The following is a 23,235-nucleotide window of genomic DNA, read 5'->3' as shown; positions in this document are numbered from 1 at the left end:
CCCTTCGTCCGCCCCGTCGGCCCCGCCTATCGCGCCCATCTCCCGGCCGTGTACTGCCGCCACTGCGGTCGCTCCGGCTGGGCCGCGCTCTCCACCGACCTGGAGTGGCAGCAGCTCAAGACCAAGCCGCTGGAGATCTACCGGGCCTCCGCCCAGGGCAACCGGGCCGTCCGCTGGATGATCCGCGCGAGGCCCGGCGAGCACACGGCCGTCTTCCTGCACGCCGAGGAAGCCGAGCTGCGTACGGTGCCGAGCGCCGAGACCGTACCCGTGATCACCGTCGCCGGGCCCGTCCCCGGTAACGCAGGCGACAAATGCCCCTCCTGCGACCTGACCGACGGCATGCGGTTCCTCGGTGCGGGGACCGCCACCCTCGCCTCCGTCACCACCACCCAGCTGTTCTCCGACCGCGGCCTGACCGAGGACGAGCGCAAGCTGCTGGTCTTCACGGACTCCGTGCAGGACGCCACCCACCGGGCCGCGTTCATCGCCAACCGCAGCTTCGGCTTCACCTTCCGCGGGCTCCTCGCCGAGCAGCTGAAGCCGGGTACCCCCGTCGCCGTGCACGACCTGGCCACGGACGCCGCCGAAGCAGTCGTGACGGCGGCGGAGAAGGGCGAGATGAGCAAGCTCGCCTCGATCGTTCCTCCCGACCTGCGCGACAACCCGGAAATCCGCACGCTGCTCTCCGGCGACGGGTTCAGCGACGCGGGCGCGTACATGCTGCAGGACCGCATGGTCTTCCAGACGCTGATGGAGTTCGGCCTGCGCTCACGCCTCGGCCGCACCCTCGAACTGACCCGGACCGCCGCCGCCGAGGTGCACCTTCCCGACGCCGCCGCCGTCGCAGCCCTGCTGCGGGAAGCCCACCAGCGCCTCCCCGGGCAGATCACCCTCCCCACCGACGACGCCGACTACATCGTCTACCTGCGCGGTCTGCTGGAGCGGATGCGGCTGCGCGGGGCGCTGTTCCACCCGTGGCTGAAGGAGTACATCGCCCAGGCCGGTGCCCGGCGCTGGCCGATCTGGGGTGGGCGGCCCACCGGCATGCCCGCGTTCCCTCGGGGTCTGGCCGCACCCACCTTCCCGGTCCTCGGGCGCCTCGGTACCTCCGACTTCGACTCACTGGCCCGCGACAACACCTGGTTCGCCGACTGGGGGCACCGGACCCTCGGCTGTGAGCGACGCGAGGCCCGTGCCCTCGCCGAACAAGCCATGAAGCTGCTCGCGCAGCAAGAAGTGCTGGCGACCTACCCGGCCGACGGCGGCTCGACCGTCTTCGCCCTCAGGCCGCGCACCATCATGGTGCACAGCCTCGCCACCGACCCGTCGTCTCCTGACGACGCCGGCGGGGCAGACGGAACCGACGGACCGAGCGTCAACGACCACGGCGTCCGCTGCGACAGCTGCACCTGGCGGCAGACGGTCCCGCCCGGCCGACGCGACGACTGGCTCGGCACACCCTGCCTGCGTTTCCTGTGTGGCGGCCGCTTCACCACCGACGACCGCGACTACAGCGAGGACTACTACCGTCGCCTCTACACGGTCGACCGGCCCGGTGACGTCCTCACCGCCGAGCACACGGGCGCGCTCAGCCGAGCCCGCCGCGAGGAGGTCGAGCAGGCCTTCAAGAACCGCCCCTCGCCCTTCGACCCCAACGTGCTGACCTGCACACCCACCCTTGAACTCGGCATCGACATCGGTGACTTGTCGGCCGTCCTGCTCGCCTCGCTCCCACCCGCGCCCGCCAACTACGCGCAACGCATCGGCCGCGCCGGCCGCAGCACGGGCAACTCGCTGACCGTCACCTTCGTACCGCGCGGCGCCCGCAACCAGTACTACCTGCACGCACCCGAGGAGATGCTCGCGGGCCGGATCATCCCGCCGGACTGCTACCTGGACGCCTCCGAGATCCTGCGTCGCCAGTACCTGGCGTTCCTGCTGGACCGGGCCGCCGACCGCAGTCTGTGGCGGGGGACGATGATGCCCGAGGAGCCCATGCCGCACCGCATCGGCACGCTCTTCACCAAGGGGCTGGCCGAGGACGGCTGGTTCCGCCGCTTCCTCGACGTCGCCCACGCCCGCCACGCTGAACTCGCGGGCTCCTTCGTCCAGCTCTTCCCCGGCATGTCACCCGAGGCCGAGCAGGGCCTGCGGCAGTTCGCGCAGCTGGAGCTGGAGCAGACCGTCGGCCAGGCCGCCACCGCCTGGCGCAAACGTCTTGAGGCGCTGCGCTCCCGGTCCCGGCAGATCGGCCGGGCCTTCGACGCACTGTCCACCGCCTCCGGCGACCGCGAACGCGACGAACAGCGCCGCCAGCTCTACGCGGAGCGCCGGTCCGTCAGCAGGCGCAGGGACGCCCTGGTCGGTGAGAACTCGATCAACGCCATGGTCCGTCTGGGCCTGCTGCCCAACTACACGCTCCACGACGACGCCACGCTCCTGGACGCCACCCTGTGGTGGAAGGACGCCGACGGCGAGTTCCAGGACCAGCTGACCGAGTACGGGCGCGGCTCACGCATGGGCCTGCTGGAACTCGCGCCCGGCAACACCTTCCACACCGACGGCTACAAATACATCATCAACGGCCTGGATTTGGGCGCCGGCGAGGGCGACACCGCCTACGCCAAGTGGCGGCTGTGCCCGGAGTGCGGCTACGTCGCCACCGCCGAGTCCGGGCTGGACCTCACCGCCTGCCCGCGCTGCCAGACCCCGCAGATCGCCGACCCCGGCTCACTCCACACCGTGCTCGTACCGGAGCGGGTCACCGCCCGCGAGCGGCGTGAGGACGCACGGCTCACCGACGAGCGCGACGAGCGTGAGCGGCGCCGGTTCAACGACATCACGCTGGTGGACATCGACCCCGAGCAGCCGCAGGGACTCCGCGCCTGGAAGCGGGTCGGGGAGTTGCCTTTCGGTGTGGAGTTCGCGCGGGTGGCCACCATCCGCACCCTCAACCTGGGCCCGGCCGCCGTCGCGGGCCCCGAGCACCAGATCGCCGGTGACGATGTCCAGGTGCCCGGCTTCGAGACCTGCCTGGAGTGCGGGGCCGTACGCGGCGTGCACCCCCAGGCATGGGACCGGGCCGCCGAGCGGATCGGTACCCGGCACGCGTACTGGTGCGGCCACAAGGACGACGGGATCGCCGCGGAGACGGCCTCCATGCAGAAGCTCGTCCTCGCGCACGAGCTGACGACGCAGGCGCTGCGGATCCTGCTGCCCGTCTCCACGATGGAACTGCAGACCCGGCTCGTGTCGTTCAAGGCCGCGCTGCTGCTGGGCATAACCAAGCACTTCGGCGGCGCTCCGGACCATCTGCGCGTCGTTCCCGCGACCATGCCGGGCGGCACCCGGGAACTGCGTCGCCGCTTCCTGGTGCTGCACGACTCCATGCCGGGCGGCACCGGTTATCTGGAGCACCTCGCCGACGCCGCCGTACTGCACCGGGTGCTCACCCTCGCCCAGACCGCACTGCGCGACTGCCCCTGCGGCAAGGAGAACCTGCGCACTCCCTGTCATCGCTGTCTGCTGCCGCACGTCAACAGCAGTGAACATCCCTTCGCGTCGCTGCGGGTCGCCAGGGAGCTCCTGGACGAGATCCTCACGGGCTGGGACACCGAGCGCGTCGACACCCTGTCCGGGGTGCGGATCGACCAGCTCGCCGAGAGCGAGCTGGAGAAGCAGTTCGTCCGCACCCTCGTGGACTGGGGCAGTCGCCGTCCGGAGTCCGGCTCGGTGACGCCCCGCGCCGGGGAGCGCGGCATGGAGTACGAACTACGCTTCACCCGCCCCGACGGCAGCGGCACCCGCTGGCTCTTCCAGGACCATGTGCGACAGCTGACCTCCGCGCCCAGTGAGCCGGACTACCTGCTGACCCGGATCGACGGACCGTCGACACGCATCGCGGTCTTCCTGGACGGCTACGCCTTCCACGCCAGCACCGGCATCAACCGGATCGCCGACGACGCCGCAAAGCGGGAGGCACTTCGGGCCGAGGGCATGCAGGTGTGGCAGTTCACGCACGCGGACGTCATGGCCTGGAAGGCGGCGGTGGAGGGGACCGCCGAGGACCGCGAGGTGCGCACACCTGCCGAACCACTGCTCGGGGAGGGCGCGTTGCGCACGGCCCGCCAGATCCACCAGATGCTGACGGGCGGCCCACGCCCCGACGACACGCTGGATCCGGTGCTGCGCAACCCGGTCGAGACGCTGCTCGCGGTGCTCGCCGATCCCGACGCGGAGCGGTGGTCCCGCAGGGCTGCCGCGTTGATCAGTGGTTTCGCCGGGGGCGGAGCGGCGCGGCAGCCGATCGACCGGCGTGCGGTGGGCGAGCGGCTCCCGGACGTGCTGGCGGGCGGCGCACTCCCGGTGCCCGGCGACCCGGCCGCCGCCGACGCTATCGCGATGGACGTCCGCACCCTGGGCGGGCTGCGCGTCATCGGGCTGCTCGACCGGCGGGCCGAGCCCGCGACCGGGCAGCCCGGGATGTCCGCCTGGTCGGCCTTCACCGTGCTGGACGACCGCGACGAGGCCGTCGCCGAGCCGGGCCATCGTGTGCGGTGGGCGGACTGGCTGCGGTGGTCCAATCTGCTGCAGCTGCTGACGGGCGACCGGGGGGCGGCGCTGCCGCGCTCGTTCCACCAGATCGCGATGTCCACGGCCGGGCAGCTGGACCCGCACGCGGTCGCGCTCCTCACGGGTGCGCTGCCCACCGCCACCGGCCTGCCCGAGCAGTTGCCGGAGCCGTGGGCGGAGGCCGTCGAGTGGGCCTCCTCGCAGGCCGAGGAACTGCTGTTCGCCCTGTGCCGGGAAGCCCGCACCCGTCACTTCGGCGCCCCGGAGGTCGGCTTCGAACTCGACGACCGGGTGGCTCAGCAGGCGGAACTCGCCTGGCCGGACGCCAGGGTGGCGGTGTTCCTCGACGCGGACGAGCACCGCGACGCCGCCTTCGCGGCGGCCGGCTGGCACGTCGTACACGCGGAGACAGTTGATGTGGCCGAGTTGGCCGAGCGTTTGGAGAATGTGTGATGTCCAAGGCCCAGGTCGTCATGGCGGACGTCTTCGGCAAGTACTACGACAAGCTCGACGGGTCGGTCCAGGCGCAGGTCCTGCAGTTCATCATGAAGATGCAGCGCGACCCGGACGCCAACGGGCTGAACCTCAAGCCGCCGAAGGGCGCCGAGGACAAGCGGGTGCGCACGGCCAGGATCAACGACAACTTCCGTGCGGTGCTGATGCACTACGCCGACCGGATCTACTACCTGGTCGCGGTGCTGCCGCACGACGACGCATACACCCTCGCGTCCCACATCATCTTCGACATCAACAAGGTCACCGGCGGCGTCGAGCTGATCAACCTCGCGAGCCTCCACGGCACCCTGAGCGGGCAGCCCGTCCAGGCCCCCGCCACCGCGGAACCCTCCGTCTTCGCCCATGTCTCCGACGCCGACTTCGACCGGCTCGGCGTGCATCCCTCCGTCGTGCCGGCGTTGCGTGAGATCCGCAGCATCGACGCGATACTCGGGTTCGTGGAGCACCTGCCCAAGCTCGCCAGGGACGTGATCCTCTGCCTCGCCGACGGCATGACCGTCGAGGCCGTCTGGGAGCAGGTCAGCTCCGTCGCCGCGACCAGTGACACCGTCGACCCGGACGACTACGAGGCCGCCAACGAGCGCCCCGCGACCAAGGAGTCCTTCGTCGTCACCGGCGACGTCGCCGAGTTCGGCCGGATCATGTCCGAGCCGCTGTCGGCCTGGCGGATCTTCCTTCACCCGGCCCAGCGCGCCCTCGCCGAGCGCAAGACCCCCAACAAGGGCTCGGTGCGGGTCACGGGCGGTCCCGGTACCGGCAAGACCGTCGTCGCCCTGCACCGGGTCAAGGCCTTGGCCGAGCGGCTGCCGCCGGGCCAGGCGATTCTGCTCACCACCTACACCACCACCCTCGCCGAACTCCTGCGTTCGCTGCTGGAGGACCTCGGCGGCACCCAGCTCACCGCGAAGGTGGACGTCCGCAACATCGACAAGGTCGCCTACGGCATCGCCAAGGAGACGTTCGGCGCGAAGACCCCCAAGTCTCTCGGCGACGACGAGATCCGCAAGCGCTGGGAGGACCTGGCCGAGGAGCAGCAGCCGCACCGCTGGGACGCGCGCTTCCTGGAGACCGAATGGAAGCAGGTCGTGCTCGCCCAGGACGTGCGCAGCCGTGACGAGTACCTCGCCGCCAGTCGGGCCGGTCGTGGTCGGCGCCTCAACCGCCCGGAGAGGGCGCAGGTATGGGGACTGATCGAGGCTTTCGAGCATCGGCTGGACGCGGCCGGTGAGGTCGGCGTCACCCAACTGGCCGCGCAGGCCGCCCGGATCGCCTCCGGCTGGAGCGACGAGAGCCGACCGTACCGGCACATCGTGGTGGACGAGGCCCAGGATCTGCACGCCGCGCACTGGAAACTGCTCCGGGCGCTGGTCCCGGTCGGCGAGGACGACCTGTTCATCGTCGGCGACGCCCACCAACGGATCTACGACAACCGGACCACGCTGAGCGCCCATGGCATCAACGTGCGGGGAAGGCGCTCCAGGCGGCTGACCCTCAACTACCGCACGACCCGTCAGATCCTCGGAACCTCGCTGGGCCTGCTGGGCGACGCGAGCTTCGACGATCTCGACGACGCCACCGAGGACCTGGGCGGCTACCGGTCGGTTCTCGGCGGAGCGAAGCCCGAGTTGATCGAGTACTCCTCCACGGCCGCCGAGCTCGCGGGCCTGGCCGGACGGATCGAGGAGTGGCTGGGCGAAGGTCTCAAGGAGGACGAGATCGTCGTCACCGCCCGGACCAACAAGCTCGCGGACGCGGCGGTTCAGGCGTTGCACGGTGCGGGGATCAAGGCGGTCAGGGTGAAGCCGCGGCAGACTCCGGCGATCGGTTCCGGGGTGCACGTGATGACGATGCACCGGATCAAGGGTTTGGAGTACCGGGCGGTCGCGATCATCGGAGTGGGGGCGGATTACGTGCCGCAGTCCGGCGCTGTCACCCCGGTTTCCGAGGACCGTACCCAACACGACCGTGACCTGCAGCGCGAGCGCTCGCTGCTGTTCGTCGCGGCCACCAGGGCACGCGAACAGCTCTCCATCACCTGGGCGGGACCCCGCAGCCCGTTCCTGGAGGGAAGCCACTGACCTGCGGTGACTCGGCACAACGCCGCCGCGTTAGAGTCACCACGGAGCCGGCCGTCGTCCGGCTCTCACCTCAGAACGGGATCCGGGCGGACGAGACATGTACCTGAAGAACCTTCGCCTACGGAACATCAGGTCGTTCCACGGTGCGCGTAACGTCGACCTGGACCTGACCAGGCCTGACGGCTCATACGCCGGCTGGACGGTGCTGGCGGGCCGCAACGGTTCAGGGAAGACGACCCTGCTGCGCGCGGTCGCCCTGACGATCAGCGGACCCGCCGTGGCCCGCAGTCTCGTCCCCGGCTTCGACACGTGGGTCTCGCGGGACCAGACGGTGGCGAAGGCCGAGGTGTGCCTGGTCCATGACCCGGAGCAGGATCAGTTCACCACGGGGCGGCGTCCGGTCCGGCCGATCTGGGCAGGGCTGCGCTGGACCGCGGCCGAGCAGACGTCACTGTCCGGCAAGCCGGGTTCCAGCAGGGCAGGGCAGCCGGCGCTGAACACCATCGGCTACCAAAAGGAACGCCCCGTCGCCCAGCGCGGCCCATGGGCGGACAACCCGGTGGGATGGTTCTGCGCGGGGTACGGGCCCTTCCGCAGGCTCGCCGGGGGCTCGAGCGACATCCAGCGGTTGATGTCCAGCTCAGGTGCGGTCGCCCGGCTGACGAGCCTCTTCCACGAGGACGCGTCGCTGGCGGAAGGCGTGAGCTGGCTCATCGAACAGCACCTGCGCGCATTCGAGGACAAGGACGGCGCCCGGGACCTCAAGGCGGCCGCCCTGGCCATCCTGGGCGACGACCTGCTGCCCGACGACTACCGGATCGACAGCGTCGACTCCGAGGGCCTGTGGGTGGTCAACCGAGACCATCGTTTCCCGCTGCGGGAGATGAGCGACGGTTACCGAACGGTGGCGGCCCTCGTCGTGGACATTCTCAAGCAGATCCACGACGCCTACGGCCAACTCGTCCTCGACACGACGGACGGCACACCGAACGTTCCGAGTCCAGGGGTCGTCATCATCGACGAGATCGACGCCCACCTGCACGTCTCCTGGCAGAAGCGCATCGGCGGCTGGCTGAAGGCGCACTTCCCGAACATCCAGTTCGTCGTCACCACGCACAGCCCCTACATCTGCCAGGCTGCGGACCCGGGGGGTCTGATCCGGCTGCCGGGTCCGGACGAGGAGGGTCCTGTGGAGGTGGTGCCCGAGCACCTCTACGACCGCGTCATCTTCGGCAGCGGCGACGACGCCGTACTCTCGGACCTGTTCGGGCTCGACACCCCCTATTCGGACCGGGCCGAACAGAAGCGGGAGGAACTCCTCGCTCTCGAACTGGACGTGGTTCGGGGCAGGGCCAGCGACGAGGAAAAGGCCCAGTACCGCCACCTGAAGCGCAAGTTGGCCAGTTCCCCGGCTACTCGCGTCGATGAAATCGCAGCCCGGCTCAAGTCCCGCCGCCCGCGGCGCGATTCATGATCCGTGTAACAAGGGTGACACTCCCACAGCCAACGCTGACTTCAATGGCCGGCTACGCCGGCGACATCGGTCAGGCCGCCGTTCCCAAGCAGCGAGCCAAGCAGTTATGGAAGCACACGACCGTCCGGAGGCACATACACCCAGTACTGAAAAGCGCCCTCGCGGAGATGGCGCCAGGGTTGGAACGCTGTATGTACTGCGGGGACAACCAGGGCACCGACATCGACCACTTCGAGCCCGTCCATGTCAATCCGTTACGGACCTTCGACTGGAACAACCACCTCCTGGCATGCTCCCTGTGCAACAGCCACCTCAAGCGTGACCTCTTCCCCCTCGCCGGCGACGGCACGCCTCTGCTCATCGACCCGAGCTCTGAGGATCCTGCTCCGCACCTGCACCTCTCGCTAGCTGCCGGCGACTACCTCGACCTCACAGACAGGGGTACCGCGACGATCAAGGTTTTTCGTCTCAATCGGAGCATTCTCGTCCGGGGACGGCGCAACGCGTATCGGATCACCCCGCTCCTACTGGACAAGTGGCGTGCCGCCTTCGAGAAGGACGACCTGGAGGAAGCGGCAGCCTGTGCGGCGACCATCTGGGAGCAGCCCACCGCCGACGTTGTTCATGCGATGTTCCACCAGGCAGTCGCCCCGGGCGCCGCGGACATCTTCACGGACGAGACCGACACCCTCGCTCTGCTTCGCGATCCGGTGATCCGTACCGGGCTGCTGGGCACCTGTTGAGTCGGCGCCCGGCACCAGCGGGTTCTCGCTGGATAAGCCCCCTGACGTGGTCAAGGAGAAAACCCCACATGCCTGCGCCACGGCTACCAGCCGTCGCGCAAGCATGTCCTGTTTCCGCAGGTGAGAGGCGCAGTACCCGGACCGCCACCGCCTCACCCCCTCATCGAGCCCATCACGAGGCTCAAGGCCCCAGAAACGACGAATACCGGTGAGTCACATGACTCGACCGGTATTTCGTGAACGCCTCGGGACGATCTCGTGAACGTCCCTGCGATGCGATGTGTCCGAGGGGGGACTTGAACCCCCACGCCCGATAAAGGGCACTAGCACCTCAAGCTAGCGCGTCTGCCATTCCGCCACCCGGACCAGGTGTCTGCCGCCTGGCCGGGGGTGTTCCCCGCGGCGACATGGACAACAATACCAAGGTTTCGGAGCGCCCTTCACCTGCATATCCGGGCTCCGGGCGGGGTCGTGCGAGCCCTGCGAGCAGGGTCGCACGACCTCACCTCGGGTGATCGGACGGTTACTTTCCGGCCGGGTCAGGCGACGGACGGCATGAGGTGGTACTCGGGGAAGTTCCCCGGCAGCCGCTCCCCCGCCGGGCCCCGGGTGACCGCCTTGACGAGCAGGTCGCCGCCGACGAAGGCGCCCCGCCAGGAGGCGCCGAAGCCGCCGAAGAGCTCGTCGCGGTCGCCGCGGGAGCGGGGCCTGCCGTGGCCGACCTTGAACGCCCGGATCTGGGGTGCGAGCCGCTCGTACGTCGCCCGGTCGTCGGTGGACAGGGCGGCGACGAGCGCGCCGTTCGAGGCGTTCATCGCGGCGAGCAGCTCGGCCTCGGTGTCGACCAGGACGATCGTGTCGACCGGGCCGAAGGGTTCCGCGTGGTGGAGCGGGGAGGACGGGGGCGGGTCGAGGAGGGTGACGGGCTGGACGTACGCGGCGGTGTCCTGGCCCGGCAGGAAGCGCGCGTCGGCGAGCCGGCCCCGGTGCAGCGGGACGGCGCCCCGGTCGACGGCCTCGGCTACCTGGTCGGTGAGTTCCTTGGCCTTGGCCGCGTTGATGACGGGGCCGAAGTCGAGCGTCGGGTACGGGTCGTCCGGGTGCTCCACGGCCAGCGGATGGCCCACCCGGAGGGTGCGGACCGCCGGGAGGTACGCCGCGAGGAACTCGTCGAACAGTTCGCGCTGGACGACGAAGCGCGGGTACGCCGTGCAGCGCTGTTTGCCGTAGTCGAAGAGTTTGGGGATGACGGCGGACAGGGTGTCCCAGTCGGTGTGGTTCCAGATGCCCCAGGTGTTCAGGCCCTCCTGTTCCAGGATGTGGCGCTTGCCGAGGTCGGCGACGGCCGTGGCGACCGCGGCGCCGGTGTCGCGGCCGCCGACGAAGGAGACGCAGCCGATCTCGGGGGCGCGGACCAGCGCCTCGGACAGCTCGCGTCCGCTGCCGCTGACGAGGGTGACGGGGATGCCCTCGCGGGCGGCCAGCGCGGCGGCGAGGGTGAGGCAGGCGACGCCGCCGTCGGTGGGGGTCTTGGCGATGACGGCGTTGCCCGCCAGGGCCTGGACCAGCATCGCGTGGACGAGCACGCTCATCGGGTAGTTCCAGCTGGCGATGTTGGAGACCGGGCCGTCGAGGGGGACGCGCCCCTCGACCATGGGTTCGATGCCGTCGACGTACCAGCGGACGCCGTCGATGGCCCGGTCCACGTCGGCCTGCGCCAGCCGCCAGGGCTTGCCGATCTCCCAGACGAGGAGCAGGGCGAGCAGTTCGCGGTGCTGGGTGAGGGCGTCGAGGGTGGCGGCGACCCGGGCGCGGCGTTCGGCGAGGGGGACGTGGCGCCAGGCGCGGTGCTGGTCGAGGGAGGCCCTGACCGCCCGGTGCGCGGTGGTGCCGTCCAGGCGGGGCGGGCCCGCGACGGGGCTGCCGTCGACGGGGCTGGTGGCGGGGAGTGCCCGGCCGTCGGCCTGCCAGGAGCCGTTCCAGAGGTTGAGGACCCGGTCGTCACGGAAGGCCTCGGGGGCGACGGCCATGCATCGCCGCCAGGCGTCGGTCCAGGCCGTGCCGGACTTCAGGGTGAGGGTGGCGGGGGTGAGGGTGGGTGGTGCCATGGGTGTCTCCGCTCTCGGTGCACAGTCGGGGGCGGGAGGTGCGCCGGCCCCGTGCGGGGCCGGGCGAGCAGGTGCGGTGCGCGAAAGGTCAGCCCTCGGCCTCCAGGGCGGCGAGCACCAGGCGGGCCGTCTCCGTGGGAGTGCTGCCGACCCGCACGCCGACCGCTTCCAGGGCCTCCTTCTTCGCCTGCGCCGTACCGGAGGAGCCGGAGACGATCGCGCCGGCGTGGCCCATCGTCTTGCCCTCGGGGGCGGTGAACCCGGCGATGTAGCCGACGACGGGCTTGGTGACGTGGTCGCGGACGTACGCGGCGGCCCGTTCCTCGGCGTCGCCGCCGATCTCGCCGATGAGGACGATCAGTTCGGTGTCGGGGTCGTCCTGGAAGGCGGCGAGGCAGTCGATGTGGGTGGTGCCGACGACGGGGTCGCCGCCGATGCCGACGCAGGTGGAGAAGCCGATGTCGCGCAGCTCGTACATGAGTTGGTAGGTGAGGGTGCCGGACTTGGAGACCAGGCCGATGCGTCCCGGCTTGGTGATGTCGGCGGGGATGATGCCGGCGTCGGCCTGGCCGGGGGTGATCAGGCCGGGGCAGTTGGGGCCGATGATCCGGGTGCCCCGGGACCGCGCGTACGCCGTGAAGGCGACCGAGTCGTGGACGGGGATGCCCTCGGTGATGACGACGGCGAGGCCGATGCCGGCGTCGGCGGCCTCGACGACGGCCGCCTTGGCGAAGGCGGGCGGGACGAAGACGACGGTGACGTCGGCGCCGGTGACCTCGATGCCCTCGGCGACCGAGCCGAAGACGGGGACGGCTCGGTCATCGAAGTCGACGGTGCGGCCGGCCTTGCGGGGGTTGACGCCGCCGACGACGTTCGTGCCGGCCGCGAGCATGCGGCGGGTGTGCTTCATGCCCTCGCCGCCGGTCATGCCCTGGACGAGGACTTTGCTCTCCTTGGTGAGGTAGATGGCCATGTCCGGGCTCCTCAGTTCGCGTGGGCGAGGTCGGCGGCGCGGCGCGCGGCGCCGTCCATGGTGGTGGCCTGGTGGACCAGGGGGTGGTCGCGGTCGTCGAGAATCGACCGGCCGCGTACGGCGTTGTTGCCGTCGAGGCGGACGACCAGCGGCTTGGTCAACTGGACGCTGTCCAGGGCCTGGACGATGCCGTCGGCGACGGCGTCGCAGGCGGTGATCCCGCCGAAGACGTTGACGAGGACGGACTTCACGTCGGGGTCGGAGAGGATGACGGACAGGCCGTCGGCCATGATCTGCGCGGAGGCGCCGCCGCCGATGTCGAGAAAGTTGGCGGGGCGGGCGCCGCAACCCGCGACCACGTCGAGGGTCGACATGACGAGTCCGGCGCCGTTGCCGATGACGCCGACCTCGCCGTCCAGTTTCACGTAGTTGAGGCCCTTGGCGGCGGCAGCGGCCTCCAGCGGGTCGTCGTGCGCGAAGCCCTCGTCTCCCCAACGGGTCTGCCGGAAGCTCGCGTTGTCGTCCAGGGTGACCTTGCCGTCGAGGGCGAGGATGCCGCCCTGTTCGGTGCGGACGAGCGGGTTGACCTCGACGAGGAGGGCGTCCTCGCGGGTCAGCACCTGCCAGAGCCGCATCAGGACGTCGACGGTCTGCGGGGGCAGGCCCGCCGCCTCGGCGATCTCGGACGCCTTCGCGGAGGTGACGCCTTCTACGGGGTCGATCGGGATCCGGGCCACGGCCTCGGGCCTGCTCGCCGCCACCTCCTCAATGTCCATGCCGCCCTCGGCCGAGGCGATCGCGAGGAAGCGGCCGACGGCGCGGTCGAGGACGTAGGAGACGTAGAACTCGCTCTCGATCGCCACGGGTTCGGCGATCATCACTGTGCGGACCGTGTGGCCCTTGATGTCCATGCCGAGGATCTGCCGTGCGGTCAGCTCGGTGGCTGCGGGGTCGGCCGCGAGCTTCACCCCGCCCGCCTTGCCGCGTCCGCCGGTCTTCACCTGAGCCTTGACGACGACGCGTCCGCCGAGTCGGCGGGCGATCTCGCGGGCTTCCTTGGGCGAGTCGGTGACCTCCGCCCGTGGCACCGAGATGCCGTGTTCCTCGAAGAGTTCCCTTGCCTGGTGCTCGAACAGGTCCATTCCGGCTCCTGACTCAAAAGTGCCGCACGCCCCCTGGACACCACCCACCGGATGCGGGATAACAAGCTTCATACAGTATTCGTCGACTGTATGCAATCAACGCGAGCACACTCCAATCCCCTACGAAGGGACAGGACTTCGCCATGCCCGACGGCAACAGCCAGGACCTCATTTCCGGTGGTCACCTCGTCGCGAAGGCACTCAAAGCGGAGGGTGTGGAGGTCATCTACACCCTGTGCGGCGGCCACATCATCGACATCTACGACGGCTGCGTCGACGAGGGCATCGAGGTCGTCGACGTACGCCACGAACAGGTCGCCGCCCACGCCGCCGACGGCTACGCCCGCATCACCGGCAAGCCCGGCTGCGCGGTCGTCACCGCCGGCCCCGGTACGACCGACGCCGTGACCGGTGTCGCCAACGCCTTCCGCGCGGAGTCCCCGATGCTGCTGATCGGCGGTCAGGGCGCGCACACCCAGCACAAGATGGGGTCCCTCCAGGACCTGCCGCACGTCGACATGATGACGCCGATCACCAAGTTCGCGGCGACCGTGCCGGACACGGCCCGCGCCGCCGACATGGTGTCGATGGCGTTCCGCGAGTGCTACCACGGGGCTCCGGGGCCCTCCTTCCTGGAGATCCCGCGCGACGTCCTCGACGCCAAGGTGCCCGTGGAGAAAGCGCGCGTGCCGAAGGCCGGCGCCTACCGTGCCTCCACCCGCTCCGCCGGTGACCCCGAGGCGATCGAGAAGCTCGCCGACCTGCTGGTGCACGCCGAGAAGCCCGCGATCCTGCTGGGCAGCCAGGTGTGGACCACACGCGGCACCGAGTCCGCGATCGAGCTGGTGCGCACGCTCAACATCCCGGCGTACATGAACGGCGCGGGGCGCGGCACCCTGCCGCCCGGCGACCCGCACCACTTCCAGCTCTCCCGCCGCTACGCCTTCTCCAACGCCGACGTCATCGTCATCGTCGGCACGCCCTTCGACTTCCGCATGGGCTACGGCAAGCGGCTGTCGCAGGACGCGACCGTCGTGCAGATCGACCTCGACTACCGGACCGTCGGCAAGAACCGCGACATCGACCTCGGAATCGTCGGCGACGCGGGTCTTGTGCTCAAGTCCGTGACGGAGGCGGCTTCCGGACGCATCAACGGAGGCGCGTCGAAGCGCAAGGAGTGGCTCGACGAGCTGCGCGCCGCCGAACAGACCGCCATCGAGAAGCGGCTGCCCAGCCTGAAGTCGGACGCCTCGCCGATCCACCCCTACCGGCTGGTCAGCGAGATCAACGACTTCCTCACCGAGGACTCCATCTACATCGGCGACGGCGGCGACATCGTCACCTTCTCCGGTCAGGTCGTGCAGCCCAAGTCACCCGGGCACTGGATGGACCCGGGCCCCCTCGGCACCCTCGGCGTCGGCGTCCCCTTCGTGCTCGCCGCCAAGAAGGCACGGCCCGACAAGGAGGTGGTGGCCCTCTTCGGTGACGGCGCCTTCTCCCTCACCGGCTGGGACTTCGAGACCCTCGTCCGCTACGACCTCCCCTTCGTCGGGATCATCGGCAACAACTCCTCCATGAACCAGATCCGTTACGGCCAGAAGGCCAAGTACGGCGAGGAACGCGAGCGCGTCGGCAACACCCTCGGCGACGTCCACTACGACAAGTTCGCCCAGATGCTGGGCGGATACGGCGAGGAGGTCCGCGACCCCGCCGACATCGGCCCCGCGCTCCGGCGCGCCCGCGAGTCCGGCAAGCCGTCGCTCATCAACGTCTGGGTCGACCCGGACGCGTACGCCCCCGGAACCATGAACCAGACGATGTACAAGTGAGGTGCCCCCGATGACCCCCACCGCAGCAACGTCCGGCGCAGGCACGTCGACCAAGGCTCTCGAAGGCATCCGCGTCCTCGACATGACGCACGTCCAGTCCGGCCCGTCCGCCACCCAACTCCTCGCCTGGCTCGGCGCGGACGTGGTGAAGCTGGAGGCGCCGACCGGGGACATCACGCGCAAGCAGCTGCGCGACCTCCCGGACGTCGACTCCCTCTACTTCACGATGCTCAACTGCAACAAGCGGAGCATCACCCTCAACACCAAGACCGAGCGCGGCAAGGAGATCCTCACCGAGCTGATCCGGCGCTCCGACGTCATGGTCGAGAACTTCGGACCGGGCGCGGTCGACCGCATGGGCTTCACCTGGGACCGCATCCAGGAGATCAATCCGCGTATCGTCTATGCCTCCATCAAGGGGTTCGGGGACGGTCCGTACACCAACTTCAAGGCGTACGAGGTGGTCGCGCAGGCCATGGGCGGGTCCATGGCGACGACCGGCTTCGAGGACGGACCGCCGCTGGCGACGGGGGCCCAGATCGGGGACTCGGGCACGGGCATCCACGCCGTGGCGGGAATCCTCGCGGCGCTCTACCAACGGGAGAGCACCGGGCGCGGCCAGCGGGTCAACGTGGCCATGCAGCACGCCGTCCTCAACCTCTGTCGGGTGAAGCTGAGGGACCAGCAGCGGCTGGCACATGGCCCGCTCCGTGAATATCCCAACGACGACTTCGGCGACGAGGTTCCCAGGTCCGGGAACGCGTCCGGCGGCGGCCAGCCCGGCTGGGCCGTCAAGTGCGCGCCGGGCGGCCCGAACGACTACGTGTACGTCATCGTCCAGCCCGTCGGCTGGCAGCCGCTCAGCGAACTCATCGGCCGGCCGGAGCTCGCGGACGACCCCGAGTGGGCGACGCCGGAGGCCCGCCTCCCCAAGCTCAACAAGATGTTCCAGCTGATCGAGGAGTGGTCGTCCACCCTGCCCAAGTGGGAGGTGCTGGAGCGGCTCAACGCCCACAACATCCCGTGCGGGCCGATCCTCTCCACCAAGGAGATCATCGAGGACGAGTCGCTGGTCTCCAACGAGATGGTCGTCACCGTGCCGCACCCCGAGCGCGGCGAGTTCGTGACCGTCGGCAGCCCGCTGAAGCTGTCCGACTCCCCGGTGGACGTGGTCAGTTCACCGCTGCTCGGCGAGCACAACGAAGAGGTCTACGTCGGTGAGCTGGGGCTCGGCGACGAGGAGCTGCGCCTGCTCAAGTCGAACGGAGTGATCTGATTGATGGCCGAAGACCGGGTGCTGAGGGTGCGCGGGCTCCTCGACGCCGTACGGGCCGAGGGCCGGAGCGCGCTGACCGCTCCCGAGGGCAAGGTGATCGCCGACGCGTACGGGATCGCCGTACCCGGCGAGGCGTTGGCGCGGGACGTCGACGAGGCGGTGTCGTACGCGGCGCGCTTCGGCGGGCCGGTGGTGATGAAGATCGTGTCGCCGGACATCCTCCACAAGACCGACGCGGGCGGTGTGATCGTCGGAGTGGAAGGCGCCGGTGACGTACGGGCCGCGTTCCACACGATCGTCGACAACGCGCGCGCGTACGCCCCCGGTGCCCGTATCGAGGGCGTCCAGGTGCAGGAGCTGCTGCCGAAGGGGCAGGAGGTCATCGTCGGGGCGGTGACGGACCCGACGTTCGGGAAGGTGGTCGCGTTCGGGCTCGGCGGGGTCCTGGTCGAGGTCCTCAAGGACGTGACGTTCCGGCTCGCGCCGGTCGACGCGGACGAGGCGCTCTCCATGCTGGACTCGATCCGCGCGGCGGAGATCCTGCGCGGGGTGCGCGGGGCGGCGGCGGTGGACCGGTGGGCGATCGCCGAGCAGATCCGCCGGGTCTCCGAACTCGTCGCGGACTTCCCCGAGATCGCCGAGGTGGACCTCAACCCGGTGATCGCGACGCCGGAGGGCGCGGTCGCGGCGGACATCCGGGTGATCCTCGCGGAGTCGGTGCCGAAGCCGAGGCGCAGGTACACGCGCGAGGAGATCCTCACGTCGATGCGGCGGCTGATGCAGCCCGCGTCGGTGGCCGTGGTCGGGGCCTCCAACGAACAGGGCAAGATCGGCAACTCGGTGATGCGCAACCTCGTCGACGGGGGTTTCGCCGGCGAGATCCATCCGGTGAACCCCAAGGCCGATGACATTCTGGGCCGCAAGGCGTACAAGAGTGTCACGGACGTTCCCGGTGAGGTGGATGTGGCGATCTTCGCGATCCCCGCCAAGTTCGTGGCCTCGGCGCTGGAGGAGGTGGGTCGCAAGGGCATCCCCAACGCCGTACTGATCCCCTCGGGTTTCGCGGAGACCGGCGAGCACGAGCTGCAGGACGAAATCGTGGCCATCGCCGAACGGCACGGCATCCGGCTGCTCGGGCCGAACATCTACGGCTACTACTCGACCTGGCAGGACCTCTGCGCAACGTTCTGCACGCCGTACGACGTCAAGGGCGGGGTGGCGCTCACCTCGCAGTCCGGCGGCATCGGCATGGCCATCCTGGGCTTCGCGCGGACCACGAAGACGGGCGTGTCGGCGATCGTCGGGCTCGGCAACAAGTCGGACCTGGACGAGGACGACCTGCTCACCTGGTTCGGCGAGGACCCGCACACCGAGTGCATCGCGATGCACCTGGAGGATCTGAAGGACGGACGGGCCTTCGTGGAGGCGGCGCGGGCGACCGTCCCGAAGAAGCCGGTCGTGGTCCTGAAGGCGGGCCGTACGGCCGCCGGGGCGAAGGCGGCGGGCTCGCACACCGGCGCGCTGGCGGGCGACGACGCCGTGTACGAGGACATCCTCAAGCAGGCGGGTGTCATCAGGGCGCCGGGGCTGAACGACATGCTGGAGTACGCGCGCGCGTTGCCGGTGCTCCCCGCTCCGCAGGGCGACAACGTCGTGATCATCACGGGGGCCGGCGGCAGTGGCGTACTGCTGTCGGACGCGGTGACCGACAACGGGCTGCACCTGATGGAGATCCCGCCGGACCTGGACGCGTCGTTCCGGAAGTTCATCCCGCCGTTCGGGGCGGCCGGCAACCCGGTCGACATCACCGGCGGCGAGCCTCCGTCGACGTACGAGGCGACGATCCGGCTGGGCCTGGAGGACCCGCGCATCCACGCGCTCGTCCTCGGCTACTGGCACACCATCGTCACTCCCCCGATGGTCTTCGCGGAGCTCACCGCGCGTGTGGTGGCCGAGTTCCGCGAACGGGGCGTCGAGAAGCCGGTCGTGGCCTCGCTCGCGGGCGATGTCGAGGTGGAGGAGGCCTGCCAGTACCTCTTCGAGCGGGGAGTCGTGGCGTACCCGTACACGACCGAGAAGCCGGTGGCGGTGCTCGGCGCGAAGTACCGCTGGGCGCGCGCCGCAGGGCTGTTGGGGGGCGGTCGATGAGCTGAGCGACTGCTCGAACCACGGGGCCTGCGGCGACCGCTCACCGCGGGCCCCGGCGCAAAGAAGCACGGACAGGGGGCGCTGGCCAGACTTCTTCCACGCGGAGGGTTCGATCGACATGGCAACAACTGACATCTCCACACCCGTCCCCTACCGGGAGGTGACGGACGCCAACGGCCGGATGTACCGGATCGGCGAGTCCGACCTGGACATCATGGGGCGCAAACGCAAGTGGATGGTCATCCTGCCGTGGGTGGGCATGATGGGCATCAGCTCGGCGGAGTACGCGTTCGCGTCCGCCGAGGAGACCCTGCACACGGCGCACAGCTGGAGCAACCAGCACATCTTCTGGATGCTGGGCGTCTGGGTGTTCTTCCAGGCCGCGGTGGCCTTCCCGGCGGGGAAGCTGCGCGAGAGCGGCAAACTGCCCGCCCGCTGGGCGATGATGCTGGGCGCCGTCGGCACCCTGCTCGGATACGTGTCCCTGGCGTTCGCACCGCACGTCGTCGTCGCGTACATCGGGTTCGGCATGTTCAGCGGTATGGGCGCCGGCATGGTGTATGCGACCTGCGTGAACATGGTCGGCAAGTGGTACCCGGAGCGCAAGGGCGGCAAGACCGGCTTCGTCAACGGCGGTTTCGCCTACGGCTCGGTGCCCTTCGTGTTCATCTTCACCGGCTACATGGACCTGACGAACTTCCGCTGGGTGCTCGTCTGCGTCGGTGTGTTCCTCGCGGCGGTCGTCGCCGTGGCGGGCTACTTCTTCCAGGACCCGCCGAAGAACTGGTGGCCGGCCGAGGTCGACCCGCTGCGCAAGCCGGACGACCCGCGCGCGCGGCGCGCAATGGAGAAGAACCCGCCGGCTGTGAAGCAGTACACGCCGAGCGAGGCCTGGCGCACGGGCCGGGTGGCGCTGATGTGGTTCTGTCTGCTGTGCACCTCGGGTGTGAACATCTTCGGCATCGCCTTCCAGGTGCCGTTCGGCAACGAGGCGGGCTTCGCGGGCGGGATCGTGGCCACCGCCATGTCCCTGAAGGCGATCGTCAACGGCACGGGACGCGGTGTCATCGGCTGGCTCTCCGACCGTTACGGCCGCAAGCAGTGCCTGATCTTCGTCTGCATCGTGCTGGGCCTGTCCCAGTACGGCATCCTGTGGTCCGGCAACATCGGCAACCTGCCGCTCTTCCTGGTGTTCTCCAGCATCTCCGGCTTCGGCGGCGGCGCCATCTTCCCGATGTTCGCGGCGATGACCGCGGACTACTTCGGGGAGAACAACAACGCCTCCAACTACGGTCTGGTCTACAGCTCCAAGCTGGTGTCCGGCCTGCTCGGTTCCGGTATGGGCGCCGTGGTCGTGGGCGCCTGGGACTACGCGGGCGCCTTCGTGCTCGCCGGTTCCATCTCGCTGTTCGCCGGGTTCGTGGCGATCTTCCTGCATCCGCCGGGGCGGCCCCGCTCCCGGCACATCGCTCCCAACCCGCGTCCGCTCGGTGACGAAGTGGCCTGAGAAGTGGCCTGACGCCTCCGCGTACGGCAGCAGGCGGCCGCCCCGTGGTACGGGACCACGGGGCGGCCGCCTGCTGCCGTTGTCGTCCGGTGCCGGTCAGCACTTCTCCCGCAGCGAGTGCAGGTGCTCGCTGGAGCGGCGGGCGAAGGTGAAGGACTCGGCGGGGTTGTCGTGCTCGGCCTGCCAGTGGTGGGCGAGCCGGTGGCCCTTCAGCCGGGTGACGGCCGAGATGAACTTCTGGTAGTCGATGTCGCCGTCGCCGACGTCGACCATGCGGTAGCCGAAGGGGTTCGACGGGTCGCTGTCGCCGTCCTTGACGTGGAAGAGCGGGTAGCGGTTCGGGCGGCGCAGGACGTAGTCGAGGGGCTCGAAGGGCGCGGAGGTGCCGTCGGGCCGCTTGGAGAACCGGAACTGGGCCACGTACGCCCAGAAGATGTCCATCTCCAGGAAGACCAGGTCGGGGTCGGTCTCCCGGAGCAGCACGTCGTAGAGGCGGACCTTGGGGTTGTCGGTGGCGAAGGAGAACTCCTCGGAGTGGTTGTGCTGGTAGAACTTCATGCCCCGCGCCCTGGCAGCGGCGCCGTAGGTGTTGAACTCGTGGGCGGCCCGCTTCATCGCGTCGACGGTCATGCCGTAGCGGAAGGGACCGGCGGCGGTACCGATGTGCTTGAGGCCGAGGGCCTGGGCGTCGTCGAGGACCTTGGTGAGGTTCTGGGCGAAGGTGTACGCGTTCGGGTCGCTCGCGTAGTAGCCGACGTGGCTGCCGATCGGGGTGAGGCCGTGGTTGCGGGCCAGGCGCTTGAGCTGGGCGAGGGTGATGGGGCCCGCCGAGCCCTGGGTGTAGCCGGCGAACTCGACCTCGTCGTAGCCGTACTTCTCCAGCTCGGCGAAGACGGGGGCGAAGCCGAGGGTGGAGACCTTGTCGCGCAGGCTGTAGAGCTGGATGCCGAGGCGGCCGGGCGGGAGGACGGGGCGGCCCCGGCCCTTGCCCGTGGCTCCGGTGGCGGTCGCGGCCTCGGTCCCCGCGGCCTGTGCCGGGGCGGCCGCGCCCAGCAGGGCGGCGACCGTGGCGCCGGCGGCCACGCCGAGCATGCCTCGTCTGCTGAGGCGGTGAGTGAGTTCGGGATCCGGCTGGTGGGTGCGGCTCATGCTGGAACTCCTCTGGGTGGGCGGGCGTTGTCAGTGGTGAGTGCTTCACTTGTGACCAGTCAGGACCTGTGGGTCCTGGGCACCGGTCAGGACAGACCGGCAAGTCGGAGCAGGAGTGCTTTCACATCGGTGGCCGCCACGCGGTCACCGACGGCTCGGGGGGTGGAGCAGATGATGAGCGGACCGTCGTCGTCGCTCGTGGGAAGGCGGCCGTGGCTGCCGCGAATAGGCGAGGGGTCCAGCGGCACGACCGCCATGCGGTAGCGCAGCCCGAGTTTCTTGCGGGCCAGTGCCGTGGCCGCCTTGAGCTTCACCAGCGGGTCGAGCGGGTCCATGAACAGCTCGACCGGGTCGTAGCCGGGTTTGCGATGGATCTCGACGGTGCGTGCGAAGTCGGGCGCGCGGTCGTCGTCGAGCCAGTAGTAGTACGTGAACCAGGCGTCCGGCTCCGCGACGGCGACGAACTCGCCGGAGCGCGGATGGTCGAGGTGATGGGCCTTCTTGCCCTCGTCGTCGAGGAGTTGATCGATCCCGGGCAGGTCCGTGAGGGCTTCCCTGGTGGCGTCCATGTCCTCGGCGCGGCGTACGTACACATGGGCGATCTGGTGGTCGGCGACCGCGAAGGCGCGTGAGGCCATCAGGTCGAGGTACTCCATGCCGTCCTGGGTGTGCACGTCGAGGAGGCCTGCGCGGCGCAGGGCGCGGTTGATGTCGACGGGACGGTTCACGCGGGTGATGCCGTACTCGGAGAGCGCGACGACGGTTCGGCCTTCCGCGCGGGCGTCGTCGAGCAGGGGTGCCACGGCCTGGTCCAGGTCGGCGGCCGCCTTCAGGGAGCGCGGGTCGTCGGGGCCGAAGCGCTGCAGGTCGTAGTCGAGGTGGGGGAGGTAGCACAGGGCCAGGTCGGGGCGGCGGGTGCGGACGACGTGGCGGGTCGCGTCGATGATCCAGCGGCTGGAGACCAGGTCGGCGCCCGGTCCCCAGAAGTGGAACAGGGGGAACGTGCCGAGTTTCGCGGTGAGTTCGTCGTGCAGGGCCGGGGGCCGGGTGTAGCAGTCGGGTTCCTTGCGGCCGTCGGAGTAGTAGATCGGACGGGGGGTGACGGTGATGTCGGTGTCGGCGCCCATGGCGTACCACCAGCAGATGTTGGCGACCGTGTAGCCGGGGTGGGCGCGGCGGGCGGCGTCCCAGAGTCTGTCGCCGGCGACGAGGCCGTTGTGCTGGCGCCAGAGCAGGACGTCGCCGAGTTCGCGGAAGTACCAGCCGTTGCCGACGATGCCGTGTTCGGCGGGGAGTGTGCCGGTGAGGAAGGTGGACTGGGCGGTGCAGGTGACGGCGGGCAGGACGGTGCCGAGCGGAGCACGGGAGCCGGACTGTCCGAGGGCTTTGAGGTGGGGCATGTGGTCGAGGAGACGGGGGGTGAGGCCGACGACGTCCAGGACGAGGAGGGGGGTGGGCCCGGCATCGGGTCGCGAAGGGAAGGCTGCCTCGGGGGTCATGGCAGCTCCTTGAGACCGAGGTCCGTCAGCAGGTCGCGGGCGAGGGCGAGTTCGGCGGCGATGCCGTCGGCGAGCTGGGCGCGGGTGCTGGGGCGCAGTTCGCTGGGCAGCGCCTGCCAGGTGTAGGTCTCGACCTCCAGATGGCGGGTGAGGGGGTGGGCGCCGCCGACCAGGTGGGCCAGGGCCGTCTTGAGGACCGGGAGTGTGGAGGTGAGGGG

13 protein-coding genes, 1 tRNA gene and 1 pseudogene are annotated in these 23,235 nt (G+C 69.8%); 8 read left to right on the top strand and 7 right to left on the bottom strand.

Annotated features, from left to right (window positions below; all coding sequences use genetic code 11):
• From P1P70_RS17625 to P1P70_RS17610, 4 genes are all read left to right on the top strand, one after another.
• A partial coding sequence (locus P1P70_RS17625; RefSeq protein ID WP_319238406.1) for a helicase-related protein occupies nucleotides 1–5,028 on the top strand: 5,028 nt, incomplete at its 5' end.
• Complete coding sequence (locus tag P1P70_RS17620; protein ID WP_319238403.1) at nucleotides 5,028–7,169, top strand: UvrD-helicase domain-containing protein; 2,142 nt, start codon at nucleotides 5,028–5,030, stop codon at nucleotides 7,167–7,169. The genes P1P70_RS17625 and P1P70_RS17620, both read left to right, overlap by 1 nt.
• A gap of 97 nt (nucleotides 7,170–7,266) precedes the next feature.
• A complete protein-coding gene (locus P1P70_RS17615; protein WP_319238400.1) occupies nucleotides 7,267–8,643 on the top strand; it encodes an AAA family ATPase in 1,377 nt (458 codons plus the stop codon).
• A gap of 44 nt (nucleotides 8,644–8,687) precedes the next feature.
• Entirely contained in the window at nucleotides 8,688–9,386 is a 699-nt protein-coding gene (locus P1P70_RS17610; protein ID WP_319238397.1) for an HNH endonuclease, read from the top strand.
• A 281-nt stretch (nucleotides 9,387–9,667) separates the two neighbouring features.
• On the opposite strand, the gene P1P70_RS17605 is transcribed toward P1P70_RS17610, so the two are convergent.
• The 4 genes from P1P70_RS17605 to sucC form a co-directional block, all read right to left on the bottom strand.
• Nucleotides 9,668–9,752 (bottom strand) — tRNA-Leu (locus tag P1P70_RS17605).
• 173 nt (nucleotides 9,753–9,925) lie between these two features.
• Entirely contained in the window at nucleotides 9,926–11,494 is a 1,569-nt protein-coding gene (locus P1P70_RS17600; protein ID WP_319238393.1) for an aldehyde dehydrogenase family protein, read from the bottom strand.
• An 88-nt stretch (nucleotides 11,495–11,582) separates the two neighbouring features.
• Nucleotides 11,583–12,467, bottom strand: a complete 885-nt coding sequence (gene sucD / locus P1P70_RS17595; RefSeq protein WP_319238390.1) for a succinate--CoA ligase subunit alpha — start codon at nucleotides 12,465–12,467, stop codon at nucleotides 11,583–11,585.
• A gap of 11 nt (nucleotides 12,468–12,478) precedes the next feature.
• The gene (gene sucC, locus P1P70_RS17590) at nucleotides 12,479–13,609 is read right to left on the bottom strand and encodes an ADP-forming succinate--CoA ligase subunit beta (protein WP_192359308.1); all 1,131 of its coding nucleotides are present in this window, start codon (nucleotides 13,607–13,609) and stop codon (nucleotides 12,479–12,481) included.
• A gap of 143 nt (nucleotides 13,610–13,752) precedes the next feature.
• Here sucC and P1P70_RS17585 point away from each other — a divergent pair, with 143 nt between their 5' ends.
• The 4 genes from P1P70_RS17585 (at nucleotide 13,753) to P1P70_RS17570 (ending at nucleotide 20,369) form a co-directional block, all read left to right on the top strand.
• Nucleotides 13,753–15,438, top strand: a complete 1,686-nt coding sequence (locus P1P70_RS17585) for a thiamine pyrophosphate-binding protein (RefSeq protein ID WP_319238386.1) — start codon at nucleotides 13,753–13,755, stop codon at nucleotides 15,436–15,438.
• A 10-nt stretch (nucleotides 15,439–15,448) separates the two neighbouring features.
• A complete protein-coding gene (gene frc, locus P1P70_RS17580) occupies nucleotides 15,449–16,714 on the top strand; it encodes a formyl-CoA transferase (protein WP_319238383.1) in 1,266 nt (421 codons plus the stop codon).
• A 3-nt stretch (nucleotides 16,715–16,717) separates the two neighbouring features.
• The gene (locus tag P1P70_RS17575; protein WP_319238380.1) at nucleotides 16,718–18,862 is read left to right on the top strand and encodes an acetate--CoA ligase family protein; all 2,145 of its coding nucleotides are present in this window, start codon (nucleotides 16,718–16,720) and stop codon (nucleotides 18,860–18,862) included.
• A gap of 118 nt (nucleotides 18,863–18,980) precedes the next feature.
• Entirely contained in the window at nucleotides 18,981–20,369 is a 1,389-nt protein-coding gene (locus tag P1P70_RS17570; RefSeq protein WP_319238377.1) for an OFA family MFS transporter, read from the top strand.
• Between the two features lie 96 nt (nucleotides 20,370–20,465).
• On the opposite strand, the gene P1P70_RS17565 is transcribed toward P1P70_RS17570, so the two are convergent.
• The 3 genes and pseudogenes from P1P70_RS17565 to P1P70_RS17555 form a co-directional block, all read right to left on the bottom strand.
• Nucleotides 20,466–21,518 (bottom strand): sugar phosphate isomerase/epimerase, encoded by a 1,053-nt coding sequence (locus P1P70_RS17565; protein ID WP_319238375.1) that lies wholly within the window; start codon nucleotides 21,516–21,518, stop codon nucleotides 20,466–20,468.
• Between the two features lie 86 nt (nucleotides 21,519–21,604).
• Complete coding sequence (locus P1P70_RS17560) at nucleotides 21,605–23,017, bottom strand: alkaline phosphatase family protein (RefSeq protein WP_319238372.1); 1,413 nt, start codon at nucleotides 23,015–23,017, stop codon at nucleotides 21,605–21,607.
• A pseudogene (locus P1P70_RS17555) lies at nucleotides 23,014–23,235 on the bottom strand (xylose isomerase); the annotation flags it as partial. The gene P1P70_RS17560 and the pseudogene P1P70_RS17555, both read right to left, overlap by 4 nt.

The organism is Streptomyces sp. MB09-02B (assembly GCF_033794485.1).
Lineage (GTDB): Bacteria > Actinomycetota > Actinomycetes > Streptomycetales > Streptomycetaceae > Streptomyces.
The sequence above is the reverse complement of the archived record's forward strand: the minus strand, read 5'-3'. Positions and strand labels throughout refer to the sequence as shown.